The sequence below is a fragment of the Mycoplasma bradburyae genome (assembly GCF_024339025.1).
Taxonomy (GTDB): domain Bacteria; phylum Bacillota_I; class Bacilli_A; order Mycoplasmatales; family Mycoplasmoidaceae; genus Mycoplasmoides; species Mycoplasmoides bradburyae.
Window position 1 is genome coordinate 1 of record NZ_CP101415.1, and the last position, 16,643, is coordinate 16,643.

Here is a 16,643-nt window from a genome sequence, read left to right on the forward strand (position 1 = left end):
GGGTAAAAATTCTATGAAAGATAAACTACGAACATTTTTAGAAAAAATATCGATGAATTTTAATGAAATGAATTCCGAACTTTTGGATGCATTCATTAAATCTATCGAATTTATTTCTGAAGAGAATGACAACATTTATTTATGTTTTGAAAGTCAATATTTTTTCAATGAATTTAAAAATAAGTTTGGCCACCTAATAAATGTCGAAAATACCGTTGTTTTTAATGATTTTTTATCTTTAGAATGAAAAAAATACATTAAAGAAACAAAGCGTATTAATTTATTAGATAAAAAAGAAGCTGAGATATTAAAAGAAAAGCTAGAACATTTAAAAAAGCAAGAAAAATACAAAATCAATCCTTTATCTAGAGGAATTAAAGATAAGCTCACTTTTGATAACTATTTAGTATTCGAATTTAATGAAGAAGCAGTTTATCTTGCTAAGAAGGTTGCGGACAAAACTGCAGACATGAACTGAAACCCGATAATAATTGAAGGTAAGCCTGGTTGTGGTAAAAGTCACTTACTCCAAGCTATAGCAAACGAAAGACAACGATTATTCCCTGAAGAAAAAATCTGTGTTTTATCTTCAGATGATTTTGGTTCTGAATTTTTAAAATCAATAATCGCTCAAGATCCTACTCATATAGAATCTTTCAAATCTAAATATAAAGATTACGATCTTTTAATGATTGATGATGTTCAGATAATATCTAATCGTCCAAAAACCAATGAAACTTTCTTTACAATCTTTAACTCTTTAGTGGATCAAAAGAAAAACATAGTTATAACCCTTGACTGTAAGATTGAAGAAATTCAAGATAAACTAAACGCCCGAATGATTTCAAGATTCCAAAGAGGTGTTAATGTAAAAATTAATAAACCTGATAAAAAAGAAATCATTCAAATCTTTAAACAAAAATTTAAAGAAAATAATTTAGATAATTATATTGACGACCACTTGATCGAAGAAATATCTGACTTCGATGAAGGTGATATTCGCAAAATAGAAGGATCAGTTGCTAAACTTGTTTTTATGAACCAAATGTATGGTTCTACAAAAACAAAAGAAGAGATCCTTAAAAGCTTTATTGAAAAAGTAACCGACAGACGTGATCTAATCTTATCTAAAGATCCAAAATATGTATTTGAAAAAATCAAATACCATTTTAATATTGACGAAGACGCTCTAAAATCTTCTAAGCGTAAAAAAGATATCGTACAAGCACGTCATATCTGTATGTATATCTTAAAGAATATTTACAACCAAAATTTAAGCCAAATCGGCAAGCTACTTAAAAAAGATCACACCACGGTAAAACACGCTATTGAAAAGGTTGAAGAAGGGATCGAAAACGATCCAAATATGAAGAGTTTTATAGATATCTTTAAAAATTAAGATATAGAAAAATTTAAAAAAAGTACTAAACTATATTAATAATATAATTATTAAAGTGTTAAATAGATTTAATAAATATGCTTAAAATATTGTTATATAAGGCTACTAAATCTTTTAAATTTCACATATCGATTGTGCCGTTCTTTCTTCTTATAGAAAGCTTAACAACGGTATTAGTGCCTTACTTCATTTCGGATTTGATCAATTACGGAATTATAGCAAACGACAAAGAAGCATTAACAAAATATTCATTAATATTACTTGGAATAGCAGTAGTAGGATTTATCTCTGGTTTTATTGGGGGTAGATCTATTACTGTTGCTTCTGTAGAATTTGCTAAGCAATTACGTGTTAATATTTTTACAAGATTCCAAAGCTTTTCAGCTAAAAACATTGACAAGTTTGATAAAGCTAGTGTTCTTACTAGAACGACAACAGATATTAACTATATTCAAACAAGTATTGAATCATTTAGAATGGCAATAAGAGGATTTTCAGTTTTCTTATGTGCTTTAATTTTAATGTTTATAACTAGTTGAAAACTAGGAGTATCTTCATTAGTAGTTATTCCGATTATTTTATTAGGTATAGCTATTGTTTATCGCTTGATCATCGGCGATTACAAAAAAGTGTTTAGAGAATATGACGAACTAAATAATTTAGCCAAAGAATCGATCTCAGGTATGAGAGTTGTTAAGTCGTATCACCAACAAGATAGCGAAATTAAAAAGTTTAATAGAGTTACTAACTTTATCTATAAAAACTTTACAAAAATTGAAAAAATCAGTGCTTTAATTCAACCTATTGTATTACTGTGTATTTATTCTTTATCAATAGCTATCGCTTGATTCGGAACCAAGGATATTCTTGCTGGTAGTCTTAATATCGGTGATCTAACATCTGTTTTAGCTTATGCTTTCCAAATGCTAATAAACTTATTATTATTAACATTTGTTTATGTAACGATTATCACTGCTAAACCATCTAAAGATCGTATTATTGAGATACTAACTGAAAAGATTGATATCAAAAATAAACAAAACCCTATTAAAACTATTGAGAATTTTGATGTTGAATTTAAAAACGTTAGTTTTAAATATATTGATGATAATCCACACTATAACCTCGAAAATATCAATATCAAAATAAAACAGGGTCAAACAATCGGAATTATCGGACCTACTGGTTCAGGTAAAACTAGTATTGTTAATTTATTATCAAGACTTTATGAATCTAATGAAGGTCAAGTGTTAATTAACAATATTCCAGTTAATGAGTACAGTCTTGAAACATTAAGAGAAACAATCGGAATTGTTCCACAAAAGAACATTCTTTATTCAGGAACGATTAAAGAAAATATTTTGATGGGTAAGGACTACTCAGATGATGATATTAATAAAGCAATTTCTCAAGCGCAAGCTAAAGAATTTATTAATAAATTACCTAATAATGTTGATTCAGAAGTAGAACAAAACGGAGCCAATTTTTCAGGTGGACAAAAACAAAGAATTTGCATTGCTAGAGCAATGATCAAAAAACCTAAAATTCTTGTTTTTGATGACTCAACTTCTGCACTAGACACTAAAACAGATGCCCTGATTCAAGAAAGTTTCAATAATGATTTCAAAGAATCAAGCAAAATTTTAATTTCACAAAGAATTTCATCTATTAAAAATGCTGATGAAATCTATGTTTTAAACAACGGTAAAGTTGTGGCTAATGGTACCCACGATTACTTAATTCAAAATTGTGAATTATATCGCGAAATCAACATATCTCAAACCGAGCAATAATCATATGAGTAACAAAACTAATAAGAAAAAATACTTTAACGAATTGCTTCGTTTTATCTGAAAAAACAACAAATGAATGTTGTTAATTTCATTCTTCTTCATAATTATTTCATCAGTATCACTAGTATTAGTAAGTAACTTTATTAAAGGTTTAGTAGATGAATATATAGTTCCTTTATTAGAACAACAAAGCAAAAATGAAGAACTAGATTTTAGCAATCTAATAAAATACTTATCTATTATTGGATCAGTCTTCTTAATCGGGACAATATCAACCATTATCTCGGGTCAGATAATGGCTAAAGCAACACATGTAACTTTATTTAAATTAAGAAACAACATGTATGCTCATATGCAACAATTGCCAATTAAGTATTTTGATACTACTAAACATGGCGATATCATGAGTTATTACACGAATGATGTTGATACAATAAGAAGTTTAATTGTTCAAATAATTCCTCAAAGTTTCCAAGCCGTTGTTCAGATCATAACAATCTTAGCGTTTATGTTGAGTACTAGCGTGGTGCTTACATTGATTACTTTGGTTTTATTATTACCTATGATGGTGTTTTTTGCTTTCTTTGGTAAGAAAACAAAAATGAACTTTATTGCTAATCAAACAGAGATCGCTAATCTTAACGGAGTAATTCAAGAATACATTGAAAACCAAACAGTATCTAATTTATTTAATTATTCAGATACAGTTATCAATAAATTCAAGAAAGCTAATATTAAACAAGCAACTATTATGAAAAAAGCTAATGTTTTAGCTTCTATCGTATTTCCGGTGATGTTTAACTATTCAAATGTTATCTACATTATCATTGCCATCATTAGTGTTGCATTACATGAAAAATATGCTGATAACAAACTTCTTGGTCAAGAACTAACAATTGGTGTTATTGTTTCATTTATTGCATTAGTTAGAGCGTTCATAGGTCCACTAGCAAACATTTCTCAAAATGTTAATTTCTTTGCTAAATCTAAAGCTGGTGCTGAAAGAATCTATTCTATGCTTAATGAACCTATTGAAGTTAATCAAGGTAAGATTATTCTAGATTACATTGAAAAGAACGAAAAAGGTGAATGAGTTAAAGCTAACAAATGAACTAAACAATTAGGTTGAATTGTTAATGATGTTATTGAACCATTTAAAGGCAAAGTTGAATTTAAGAATGTAAGTTTTTCTTATGATGGTAAAAAGCAAGTATTAAAAAATATTAATATTGATGCTAAGCCAGGCGAAAAGATCGCTTTAATAGGTAAAACTGGTTCAGGTAAAACTACGATTGCTAACCTTATTAATCGTTTCTATGATGTTAGCGATGGTCAAATCTTCTTTGATGATTATCCAATTACTTTAGTAGATATTAATTCAATCCGTAAAACAGTAGGTATTGTTTTACAATCGACTGAATTATTTACAGGCACTATTCGCGAGAATATTGCTTATGGTAATAAAGATGCTAAGCTAGAAGATATTATTGAAGCTGCTAAATTAGCAAATGCTCATGACTTTATTATGAATTTACCTAATGAATATGATACGCATATTACAAACAATGGTGAAGGTTTATCTCAAGGTCAAAAACAATTGTTAGCAATTGCTAGAGTAAGTTTAATGAATCCAGCAATCATGGTGCTCGATGAAGCTACTTCAAATATTGATAGTAGAACAGAGAAAGTCATTAAGGAATCGATGGATAAATTAATGAATAATCGAACAACATTTGCGATAGCTCATAGATTATCAACAATCAAAAATTCTAATAAAATCTTGGTAATTCAAGAAGGTGAAATTGTTGAAGAAGGCAACCATGAAACATTAATAGCTAAAAAAGGTTTATACGAATCTTTCTACAATTCTTCATTTAATGAAGAGATCAGTTAGCAAAAAATAATTATTTTCGTTATAATAAATTAAATAATATCAAGCGTTGCTTGGTATTTTTATTAATGTATATTTGTAAATAGCTATGAAAAGAACATACCAACCAAATAAAAGAAAACGAGCTAAAACTCACGGATTTAGAGCAAGAATGGCTACTGCTTCAGGTAGAGCTGTATTAGCTGCTAGAAAAAGAAAAGGTAGACACATTCTAACTGTTTCTGATCAAGCAAGATAATCTTTAAATGAAAAGAGAAAATAGTTTAAAGAAAACAACTAATTTTCTAGAAATAGTTAAAACAAAAAGCAAATATTACTCAAATACTTATGTAATATTTGCTAAAAAAAACAACGAATCCAAGGCTAAAATTGGAATCGTTGTGCCTAAAAAACTTTTTAGTAAAGCAGTAACAAGAAACAAAATAAAGCGACAAGTAAGAAGTTTCTTGTCTGATTTTACTGATTGAAATAAGAGTTTAAATCTTTTAATCAAGGTTAATAATTGTCGTTATTTAGATAACACTTATCTAGAAAACAAAAAAGATCTCTTTGATACTTATAAAAGATTAATTCAAAAATTCAAAGCAAATTTAATTTAATGAGTAAAATACATTCTGAGATTGTAACTCAGTCGTTTAATCCTTTCTGGAGTGCTGCGACAGTTAAAGAACGATCAAAAATAAATCCAAATGTTAAGAAAACTTTTAACTATTTATGAAAGTTTTTTAAGATTTGTTTATTTTTATTTATTACCGTAGTTGGACTTTGAGGGTGTACTCAAAACTATTCTGAAAGTTGAACTGTAACCAATCCGAAATTAGGTGTAGGTTTAGAAGTGGGTTATAGTTATGGGACTACCGGAGATTATCGTTATGATTTAATGACAAGCAACTCAGGTCCTTATTTTACTTTTTCAGATTACGAACTATCATATGGTCCGTTTTTAGCTTGGTTTGTGTGACCGGCTACCCAAATTGTTTTACCTATTATTTATCAAACTAGAGTTCCTCTTAATCAGGGAATTGATTACGGTTTTAATACAATTCTAGGGATCTTAGTTTTACTGTTTATCATTAGATTAATTACGATCGGTATTACCTTAAACTCTACATTAAATACTGAAAGAATGGGTGAAGTTCAAGGTAAGATAGCTGAGATTAATGCTAAGTATAAGAATGCTAATGATTCGCAATCTAAGAAGATGAAGCAAATCGAAATGATGCAACTTTATCGTAAACACAAGATTAAACCTGCAGCATTATTCGTTCAAGCATTCATTACTATACCAATTTTCTTAATTGTCTTTAAAATGGTTTCTTTAACAAGACCAATTAAAGCGACAGTTTTATTTAGTATTTGAGATTTATCAGTGACACCTGGTTCGCAAATCATCTCAGATATTTCACATAATTGGGTTTACATTTTCTTCGTTTTATTAGTTGTTCCGATGCAAATTATTTCGCAATGATTACCACAACGTTGAGCTACTAAGAGAAATAGAAATGCTAAAACAACTTCACAAAAAGGTTTAGAACAACTTAAGAAAACAAGAAGAATTCAATGAATCATGATTTGTGTCTTTGCGTTCTTCCCAGTTATTACTCCTTCTGCTGTAGGATTATATTGGTTCCTAAACTCAATATTTACAATTCTGCAATCTTACATTACTCACGTTTTCATTATTAAACGTAGACAAAAAACTAAAACATTATCTAAACTAGATCAAATTCTGAATCGTGAACTTGATTAACAAAATTAATAATTTCTTAAAAAATAATGAATTTTCGCCTTCTAAAGAAAGAGGGCAAAATTTTTTAATTGACACTAATATCATTAATAAAATTGTGCAAACAGTTAATGACACTAATCCTTCAAAAGTATTGGAAATAGGTCCAGGATTAGGAGCTATTAGTGAACAATTAATCAAACAACATAAAACTAATTATCATGCGATTGAATTAGATAAGAAATTATTTAATTACCTTAACAATGATTTACTTAAAGATCAAATAACCCATAACGATGCTTTAAAGATTGAATGAGATGTAATATTTGATGAACTTGGTAACAACCCTGCAATGGTAGGTAATTTACCTTACAATATTTCTTCTAAGTTAATTAAGAAATTTATTTTATCAAGTTATCGAACAGCCATTATTATGGTTCAAAAAGAAATGGCTTTAAGGTTATTAGCTAAAATCAATTCTAAAGACTATTCATCTTTTAGTGTATTATGTCAATATCATTTAGACGTTAAGAAAGTTATTGAAATAAATGAAAATTCATTTATTCCCAAGCCAAAAATTAAATCAACTTTATTACTTTTAGAAAAAAAAGATATAGATTTTAATGAGGGATATGAGAAGTTTTTAAAATTGATTTTTTTACAAAGAAGAAAAACAATTTTAAACAACTTAAAAAATAATTACAATCCAGAACTAATTAGACAAAGCCTTAATAGGTTAGAACTTAAAGAAAGTTCAAGAGCTCAAGAGTTATCAAAAGAACAATTGTTCAGGTTGTATGAATTATTATCGTAGCTATGGTAAGGTCAATTTTTATTTAAAAATAAAAACTTACCACCCTGAAATAAAAAAACATACTTTAGATTCTAAAATAATCATTACTAAGGATTATTACGATGATATTTATTTGCAAAGATCTAAAGATACGCAGATTGAATATTTTGACGAACAAAACCAACCCTTAGTTTTTAGTCATGATATCTTATTAAGAACTAAAAAATATTTAGAAAAAAAACTTAACCAAGAATTTAATTTCAAGGTTAAAGTAATTAAGAAAATACCAACCCTTGCTGGTATGGGTTCGGCTTCTAGTAATGCTGCTGTTTTAATCAATTGAATATATCAAGAATGAAATATAAAAAACCAAATCCCTTATTACGATATAGCCACAGAATTAGGTAGTGACATTCCTTTTTTCATATCATTAAAAGAATGTGCGATTATAAAAAACTTTGGTGACGTAGTTATTGATTCTAACATTGACGGTTATGAAATCGATCAGATTATCTTTAACAATAAAAAACCAAGCACAAAAAGAATTTTTGAATTGTTAGATCATTCAAAAATTAACCCAAATGATTTAAACGATTTAGAAAAACCTTTTTTTAGTTTGTTTCCGGAGTTATATCAACCCTTTAAAGAACTAAAAAAACATAATAACCATGTATTACTATCAGGGGCTGGTAGTAGTTTTGTTGTTTTTAAAAAGTTAAAGTAAATATAATAAAAATATCTAAATAAATATGATTTTTACAAAAATTAAAAAGTGCGTTAATCAAGCATTAGAAGAATTAAACCTACCTAGTAATGTTGAATATTTAATTCAACAAACAAAAAATATTAAGTTTGGTGATTTTAGTAGTAATATTGCTATGGTATTATCAAAAATTGATAATAAAAACCCAGAAGAAATTGCGAATCAAATCATTGGAAAAATCAATCCAGATGAATTTGAAAAAATTACTTTTTCAAAACCAGGATTTATTAACTTCTTTTTAAGCAATACTGATAAACTATCAATAATTAAAGAGTTACAAAACCAAGATTACGAGATTAACAAATTACCAGAAAATGAGAGAGATTCAATTAATATTGAATTTGTATCAGCTAATCCTACTGGATTTTTACATCTAGGACATGTAAGAAATGCTTTTACTGGTGATGTTTTAGGTAATATTTTAAAAGCAGTTGGACATAATGTAACCAAGGAATATTGGATTAATGATTTAGGTAACCAAGTTAATTTATTTGCCCTATCTTCAATAATTCGTTATTTAGAAAAATTGGGTGTAACTAAATACGCTATGCCAGAAGATTCTTACCACGGAAAAGAACCTATTTTTGTGGCGGATGAAATTATCAAAGATTTTGGCGATAAATACAAGGATATTGAGATTGTTGATAACAAGATAGTTGACCAAAAAATCGCTAACGAACTAATCGAATATTGTACTAATAAAATGCTTCATTTTATTAAACAAGACTTAGCGTTAATTGGTGTTAATATGGATGCTTGAACTAGCGAGAAAGTTGTATATCAATCTAACACATTACAAGCACTATTAGATAACCAACTAAAAGATCATATTTATAACAAAGACGGTGCTGTTTGATTAAAAACAACTGATGGTGGTGATGATAAGGATAGAGTTATTTTTAAAGAAAATAAAGCGCCTACTTATTTTGGTACGGATATTGCTAATCACTATCTAAAATATAAAAGAGGTTTTAACCGTTTAATAAATGTTTGAGGAGCTGACCATTTCGGACACGTATTAAGAACAACATATGCAGCCGAATTATCAGGAGTACCAAAAGGTAATTTTATTGTTGTTCTTATTGAAATGGTTAAACTATTGCAAAACAATAAAGAAATTAAGTTCTCTAAACGTTTAGGTAATGCTATTAGTATTCCTGATATGTTGGAATTCTTATCTAAAGATGCTGCTAGATGGTTTATGCTTAACCAATCCTGAACTAGCGGTATTAATATTGATGTTGATATCTCGAATAAAAAAGATAGTTCGAATCCTGTTTATTATGTTCAATACGCTCACGCAAGAATTCATAAACTATTAACAAAGATCGATCAAATCGATTTTTCTAAAGTTGATTTAAGTTTATTAAATTCTGATATTGAAAGAACATTAATCAACCATTTAGCTAGTTTTGAATATTATGTTCATAATGTAGCTACAACTTATGATGTTAATAAGTTATTAACCTTTGTTTATACATTAGCTAAGAACTTCCATAGCTGATATAACTCTCATGAAATTCTAAACCAAGAAGATAATATTAAATATACAAGATTAGCATTAGCTAAATCAATTAAAATATTAATAAACTATCTTTTAAAATTATTTGGAATTAGTGCTCCAGAGCAAATGTAAAAAAAACAAGATAATTAGCATCAGATTATGAAAAATAATAATAGGGTTAATAAAACTAATAATAAATTAGTAGTAACAGGCATAATATTACTGTTACTAATACTTATTCTAGGGTTTGGTGGGTATTATGTTTATACGAATTTTTATAAAAACAAATCAGAAAATACCACTAAATTAGATGATAAAACACAACCTACCAATGGTAATGTTTCAAACAATAATAAATATAAAAAAGTAGGCGATTTACGATTACTTAGTTGAAATGTCCTTAATTTTGGTAATAAATACACACCTAGCACTAATAAGTTCATGAATATTGTTAAAACTATTCAAGAATCTAATGCTGATGTTGTAGGTTTAACTGAAATTAATTACAACAACGAAGACATTGTAAGAAATGTCGCTAATTCTTTAGGTGCTTCTTGAAGCTACACCTTTAGTGGAAATAATTTTAATGTCAATTTTAGTAGATCTAAAGAATCTGTTGCTATTCTTTATAAAAATAATGTAGTTCAACCAGAAACATCTAATTCAATTAATCCTAATGATACTTATACTAGACCGCTTTGATACACTAAGTTTAAAACTGTAGGCTATGATTACAGTTTTATAACTTTCTTTGGTCATTTTGATGCTCCTGGAGCTAATTCTAAGAATAACGAAGCTAATGCTAAAGGCTATAGAGGTCAAGGTGGACAAGAAATAAGTGAAGCAAAAGCAATTGCTACAGTATTTACTTCACTTAAAGCAACTTATCCAAACACTGACATAATCGGTGCTGCTGATACAAATATTAAAGAAGCTAACAATAGCGTATTTGATTCAAATGAATATTCATTAAACTATATTGATTTTAATGATAATAAAGAATATTATAGAACCACAATAAGCAATAATAATTATTATGCTAATTCTTATGATAAATGGTTCGTATATGACGCTAACAAATCTAATATCTTAAAAGATAAAAATATTCCTTATAAGGTAGATGTCATTAATGCGTTTAATGATAAGATTTGGGATAAAGAAAAAACACTTAATGCTTGGTTATCATCTGATAAAGCTAAAAAATATCCTAAACCAACCGATATTCAATTAGTATTAAATGTATCGGATCATGCACCTATTATTCTAGATCTAAATTATAAGAATAATATGTAGTTTTGTTTTAACTATTATAAATATTTGATAGATATTAATCTTTATTAAAAAAATAAAAACTCATCTAAAAGAATGAGTTTTTATTTTTGTATTGAACTAATATCCGTTAGGGAAGATTGCCGTCTTTTTATTTTCAGGAGATGAATCAATTGAATTTGTTGTCGAATTAGGTCAAGTAAATCCATTAGGATAAAATAGTTTTAGATTACTGCGATATGAAGTTTTTTGGTGTTCATAACCATTTTTATCAATTAAGTTATATCCATAATTGATAATAGTTGGATCGCTTAATGTTGGAATATCAGCTGCTTGAACTAATGAAGCAAAAGCACCGTTGGATAAATTATCACCAAAATTAACTCTACTAGATACACTATCATAAATTCCGACTATTTGTCCGAATTCATTGTACGCTACAGATCCTGATGCTCCGAAATAAAGAGAAGAAAATCTTGTAGAATAATCAAATCCATAACGATCAATAAAAGGTCTATTTCATAACTTAGTATAAATACTTAAGTTGTTTATATCTCAGTAAGTTTTAGTATTAAAAGATTCTTTTTCTACATTAAATAAATCTTTGTTAGCTATTCAATCTTCTCTTCTTAATCTAGGATTAGCATCTTGTGATTTTTCATCACCATATCTTTCAATAGGGTTATTTTGCATTCAATAAGATGTTTTTGCGTTGCTATTATAAGGATATCCTGCAATATAAATGTTTCTTGCGTTATCTAATCCAAATTCATTTTCAGGTCTATTTTTAGCTAAACCTAAATGTTTAGACATGTAATCTAATGTAGGGAAATAATTACCTTTAGTTGAATCATAATTAGGGATATTAGGAGTTTCTTTGATTCTCTTAACATAAGAATCAACAGCACCAGTTGCATTGTTTATTCAACCTTGAAGAGTTGTATCTGCTTTAGATAAATCAACATTTAGTTCTAGAATTCCGAAATCAGTATAAAATGAAATATTACCCTCATAACTAATGAATTTTTCTAAGCGTTTTATTTCTTCTGGAGCATATAAAGCAGAACCTGAACTATTAGATTTAGCAGCAGCTATTTTTTGTCGAATATCTTCTTTTGTTCTAGATCAAGATTCATCTATTTTAGATTTATATTGATTTAAAGCATGATCATCTAAATAGTCAACTGCCGCAAACACTATTTTAGGATTTGAGAATGCCTCTGTTTTATGGTTTACAAGTCCTCCAGTTGAATTTGAATAATCAGATTCATTGCTATTTGCATAATAAACCATGTGACCGTATTTTTCACTTAATTCTTTTGAAGGTAAATTATTTCGTTCATCTTCAAATGAAGGAGTTTTACTTGATTTACCGATTGCAAATCCGCCAGGTCTTACCCCAGTTGGATCTTTGTAAGAAAGCATTTTATCTAAACTATCGTCATTCGTATTTGCATAATTACCAATAACGTGTAAATTAGTAGCTATAAAAAGTTTTAATTGATTATTATTTTTAGGATTTTTTGCGTAGTCTAAAACTCAACCTGTTCCTTGATCTACTACCAATAATTCTTTATTTTCTTCTTCATCTTTTATTAATGCACCTGGTTTAATAGAAAAAGTTCTGTCATAAATTTCTTTAAAAATTGTTTTTCTATCAACAACTTTATACTTATCATTTGCATAAGCAGGATATTCGTTTTTCTTCAAGAAAGATTCTCTTGTTGGACCAAAGAATGGGAAATTTCCTGGAAACGTTGGCGGAACACCACCCCCACCACCGGGAGTTATTGATGGTGTTAACCCTGGGTTATTGCCTGTTTCTGTGCTAGGGTTTGCATCTTCTAGATTATTATTATTTAATGAAGATTCATCTCTACTTGGGTTATTGTCAGTTGGTCTTGTATCGGTATTAGAACTTGTTCCTGTAGCTTTTAATTCGGTTATTTTTAAATTAAATTCTTTTGGTTCAGAATTGGTTCCATCTGCATCATTGATTAATGAAACATTTAATTTAAAGCTTAACTCACCTCTTTGATCGTTAGCTTGGAACTCTGTAGCATCAAAATTAAATTTATTCAGTTCAATATCACTATTAACATCAACAATACTGAAATTTATATAATTATAGTAATTATTTTTATTAATTTGACTTGGCAAAGTTTTGCTTTTACTAACTTTAAAGTCAATAATAATATCTTCTTTTTTAAGAGTACTAAAAGCATCAATTGCTGTTTTTGAAGATGAAGCATATTCCATCCTACAAGACGAAACAACAAAACTAATAGCACTTAATCCACATAATAACTTAAATCAGGTATTTTTTGATGACATTTATTGTATTACCTAATATGTTTAAATTAATTAATTATAGATTAATTAATAATAAAGTATTCTTAGCATGCTTAAAATATAATAAAGATTAAGATAAGATAACTAATATTTAAAAATCAAGATATTTATATCCAAAAATTTAGTTGATGTTTTTAAAAGATAGTTTTATGTTTAAGAAAGAATAAAAAAAGGTTAATTCTAAGATTAACCTTTTTTTATTGATTAATAACCGCTAGGGAAGATTGCTGTTGTTTTATTGGTGCTAGTAGTTACGCCTGTTCCTGATGTTGAAGGTCATGTAAATCCGTTTGGATACATTTTTTTCAAGTTGCTTCTATATGATCTAGTTTGGTGAGGAAAACCTTTTTTATCAATTAAGTTATAACCATAATTAATGATTGATGGATTACTTAATGTAGGAATATCAGCAGCTTGTACAAACGAAGCAAAAGCTCCGCCACCCAACACATCTCCATATGATATCGATGAAACATCAAGACTATGATATATTCCGACTATTTGACCAAATTCATTATATGCTACAGATCCTGAAGCTCCAAAATATAATGAAGAGAACTTAGATTGATAGTCAATTCCATAACGATCTATAAATGGTCTATTTCACAATTTAGTATATATCTGTAAATTATTTATATCGTAATAGGTTTTAGTGTTTATTCCGCCTTTTTCTACTGCAAATAAATCCTTGTTTGCAATTTTGTCTTTTTCAGCTAATCATCTATTTGATTTTGATGTTTTATCTTCTCCATATCTTTCGATAGGATTATTTTGCATTCAGTAAGATGAGTTAGAACCGTTATCAAATGGATAACCTGCTATGTAAATATTTTTAGCAGTATCTAATCCATAATTTCCTACATCATCTTTAGGAGCAAGTCCTAAATTTTTACTCATGTAATCTAGAGTTGGGAAAAAGTTACCTTTTGCTGAGTCGTAATTAGGAATTTTTCCAGGAGACATCTTTATTCTATTTACATAATTATCAACAGCAGTTGTAGATTTGTTGATTCAACCCTTTAAGGTTTCGTCAGCTTTAGATAAATCAACATTAAGTTCTAAAATACCGAAATCTGTATAAAATGATATTTTACCGCTGTAACTCATTAATTTATTAAGTCTGTCAATTTCTTCTTGAGCAATCGATGTACCTGAGCTAGAAGCTCCATTTGCGTTATTTATTTTATTTCTAGTTTGCTCTTTTCAAGACTCTCAAGCTCTATCGATTTGAGGTTTATATTGATTTAAAGCAGTGTCATCTAGATAATCAACAGCAGCAAAAACTATTTTAGGGTTAGAGAAAGCAGTAGTTTGTCGGTTTTCAATATCGCCTTTCTTATTAGATGTTGCATAATCTTCTTTATCCACATTAGCGTAATAAATCATGTTACCTACTTTTTCTTTTAACTCGCTTGCAGGCAATTTATTATGTTGATCTTCAAATGAAGGAGTTTTGCTTGATTTACCTATCGCAAAACCACCAGGTTTTACACCTGTTGGGTCACTGTATGATAATTCTTCATCAAAGCTCTTGTCATTTGTGTTTCCATAGTTACCAATAACATGTAGGTTGGTTGCTATAAATAGTTTCAATTGATTATTGTTGCTTTGATTTTTTGCATAGTCTAAAACTCAACCTGTACCCTGATCCACCAAAAGTAAATCGCTTTGTCCAGATTTTATTAATGTTCCAGGTTTAATAGAAAACGTTCTATCATAAATCTCTTCATATATTTTCTTCTTATCTACCACAGTAAATCTATCTACATATGAAGGATAACTGTTTTTTTCTAAAACTGAACTTCTAGTAGGTCCTATCGGAAAACCGTTTGGAAACCCTGGAAACGTTGGCGGAACACCACCCCCACCACCGGGAGTTATTGATGGTGTTAACCCTGGGTTATTGCCTGTTTCTGTGCTAGGGTTTGCATCTTCTAGATTATTATTATTTAATGAAGATTCATCTCTACTTGGGTTATTGTCAGTTGGTCTTGTATCGGTATTAGAACTTGTTCCTGTAGCTTTTAATTCGGTTATTTTTAAATTAAATTCTTTTGGTTCAGAATTGGTTCCATCTGCATCATTAATTAATGAAACATTTAATTTAAAGCTTAACTCACCTCTTTGATCGTTAGCTTGGAACTCTGAAGCATCAAAATTAAATTTATTCAGTTCAATATCACTATTAACATCAACAATACTGAAATTTATATAATTATAGTAATTCTTTTTATTAATTTGACTTGGCAAAGTTTTGCTTTTACTAACTTTAAAGTCAATAATAATATCTTCTTTTTAAGAGTACTAAAAGCATCAATTGCTGTTTTTGAAGATGAAGCATATTCCATCCTACAAGACGAAACAACAAAACTAATAGCACTTAATCCACATAATAACTTAAATCAGGTATTTTTTGATGACATTTATTGTATTACCTAATATGTTTAAATTAATTAATTATAGATTATAAGAATAAAATAGTCACCAACCTACCATCAATAACAATATTTAATAGTAATTATTATTACTATTGTCTAGGTGTATCCATATCTAAATATAATTAGATTTATTTAGATTAAATTTATAGCTTAAATAAACTTTGAAAATAAAAAAATAATATTCATTTAAAAATTTGAAAAAAATCTTCATATATTTTTCTTCTCAAAATTACAACTAAATAAAAGGGTTTTAAACTTATTTAAGCTTATCATCACTTACTGAAATTAAAAATTGAAGCTTTTTTACTTTTTAAAATCTTGCTAAAATTGTTTTAGTCAAATCAGGTATTTGGTTTGATAAAAGGGGCTAAAATAAATGACGAAATTAATTAAATTCTTATCTGTTTATAGAAATAGTATGGCTATATCTAGTTCTATAGAGGTAAATAGATATCATATTTATTACGATAAAAAGACACATAACTTAACTAAACTTCTTAGCAAGATTAAAAATATCGTCATTAAAAATATTAATAATGTCGATAGAAAATTGATTGAATATAATTTTCTATCGTCCTGTATCTAAGAAAAAGATCTTATATTTTTGCTTACTAAGATTTAAAATGCTTGTTAATTAAGTTGATAAGGTGCAACTTAATCAACTGATAAATAAATAAGTGTTACTTACAATAAGTAGTAAGTGTTTATCTCGAAT

At 28.1% G+C, this 16,643-nt stretch carries 12 protein-coding genes and 1 pseudogene; 11 read left to right on the forward strand and 2 right to left on the reverse strand.

The window, feature by feature from the left end:
- Positions 1-13: 13 nt before the first annotated feature.
- From NMG77_RS00005 to NMG77_RS00050, 11 genes and pseudogenes are all read left to right on the forward strand, one after another.
- Positions 14-1,399: a DnaA ATPase domain-containing protein gene (locus NMG77_RS00005; RefSeq protein WP_255045837.1), complete on the forward strand. Its 1,386-nt coding sequence runs from the start codon at positions 14-16 to the stop codon at positions 1,397-1,399.
- Positions 1,400-1,476: 77 nt separating this feature from the next.
- A complete protein-coding gene (locus tag NMG77_RS00010) occupies positions 1,477-3,192 on the forward strand; it encodes an ABC transporter ATP-binding protein (protein WP_255045838.1) in 1,716 nt (571 codons plus the stop codon).
- A 76-nt stretch (positions 3,193-3,268) separates the two neighbouring features.
- Positions 3,269-4,129: pseudogene (locus tag NMG77_RS03880) on the forward strand (ABC transporter transmembrane domain-containing protein); the annotation flags it as partial.
- A gap of 276 nt (positions 4,130-4,405) precedes the next feature.
- Positions 4,406-5,086 carry an ABC transporter ATP-binding protein gene (locus tag NMG77_RS03885; protein WP_392391118.1) on the forward strand — a complete coding sequence of 227 codons (681 nt, stop codon included), beginning with the start codon at positions 4,406-4,408 and terminating at the stop codon, positions 5,084-5,086.
- An 85-nt stretch (positions 5,087-5,171) separates the two neighbouring features.
- A complete protein-coding gene (gene rpmH / locus NMG77_RS00020) occupies positions 5,172-5,321 on the forward strand; it encodes a 50S ribosomal protein L34 (RefSeq protein WP_255034664.1) in 150 nt (49 codons plus the stop codon).
- A 7-nt stretch (positions 5,322-5,328) separates the two neighbouring features.
- Positions 5,329-5,682, forward strand: coding sequence for a ribonuclease P protein component (rnpA, locus tag NMG77_RS00025; RefSeq protein WP_255034665.1), 354 nt, complete (start codon positions 5,329-5,331; stop codon positions 5,680-5,682).
- Positions 5,682-6,833 (forward strand): membrane protein insertase YidC, encoded by a 1,152-nt coding sequence (gene yidC / locus NMG77_RS00030; protein WP_255034666.1) that lies wholly within the window; start codon positions 5,682-5,684, stop codon positions 6,831-6,833. The genes rnpA and yidC overlap by 1 nt, the downstream gene beginning before the upstream one ends.
- Positions 6,826-7,623 carry a 16S rRNA (adenine(1518)-N(6)/adenine(1519)-N(6))-dimethyltransferase RsmA gene (rsmA, locus tag NMG77_RS00035; RefSeq protein ID WP_255034667.1) on the forward strand — a complete coding sequence of 266 codons (798 nt, stop codon included), beginning with the start codon at positions 6,826-6,828 and terminating at the stop codon, positions 7,621-7,623. Before yidC ends, rsmA begins: the two co-directional genes overlap by 8 nt.
- Entirely contained in the window at positions 7,607-8,326 is a 720-nt protein-coding gene (locus NMG77_RS00040) for a GHMP family kinase ATP-binding protein (protein ID WP_255045840.1), read from the forward strand. The genes rsmA and NMG77_RS00040 overlap by 17 nt, the downstream gene beginning before the upstream one ends.
- A 25-nt stretch (positions 8,327-8,351) precedes the next feature.
- Positions 8,352-10,001, forward strand: a complete 1,650-nt coding sequence (gene argS / locus NMG77_RS00045; RefSeq protein WP_255045841.1) for an arginine--tRNA ligase — start codon at positions 8,352-8,354, stop codon at positions 9,999-10,001.
- Between the two features lie 27 nt (positions 10,002-10,028).
- Complete coding sequence (locus tag NMG77_RS00050) at positions 10,029-11,162, forward strand: MnuA family membrane nuclease (protein WP_255045842.1); 1,134 nt, start codon at positions 10,029-10,031, stop codon at positions 11,160-11,162.
- A gap of 96 nt (positions 11,163-11,258) precedes the next feature.
- Here NMG77_RS00050 and NMG77_RS00055 read toward each other — a convergent pair whose 3' ends face one another.
- Together NMG77_RS00055 and NMG77_RS00060 are read right to left on the reverse strand one after the other, a co-directional pair.
- Positions 11,259-13,472 carry an MIP family Ig-specific serine endopeptidase gene (locus tag NMG77_RS00055; protein WP_255045843.1) on the reverse strand — a complete coding sequence of 738 codons (2,214 nt, stop codon included), beginning with the start codon at positions 13,470-13,472 and terminating at the stop codon, positions 11,259-11,261.
- A gap of 222 nt (positions 13,473-13,694) precedes the next feature.
- Positions 13,695-15,740, reverse strand: coding sequence for an MIP family Ig-specific serine endopeptidase (locus NMG77_RS00060; RefSeq protein WP_255045844.1), 2,046 nt, complete (start codon positions 15,738-15,740; stop codon positions 13,695-13,697).
- Positions 15,741-16,643: the final 903 nt, after the last annotated feature.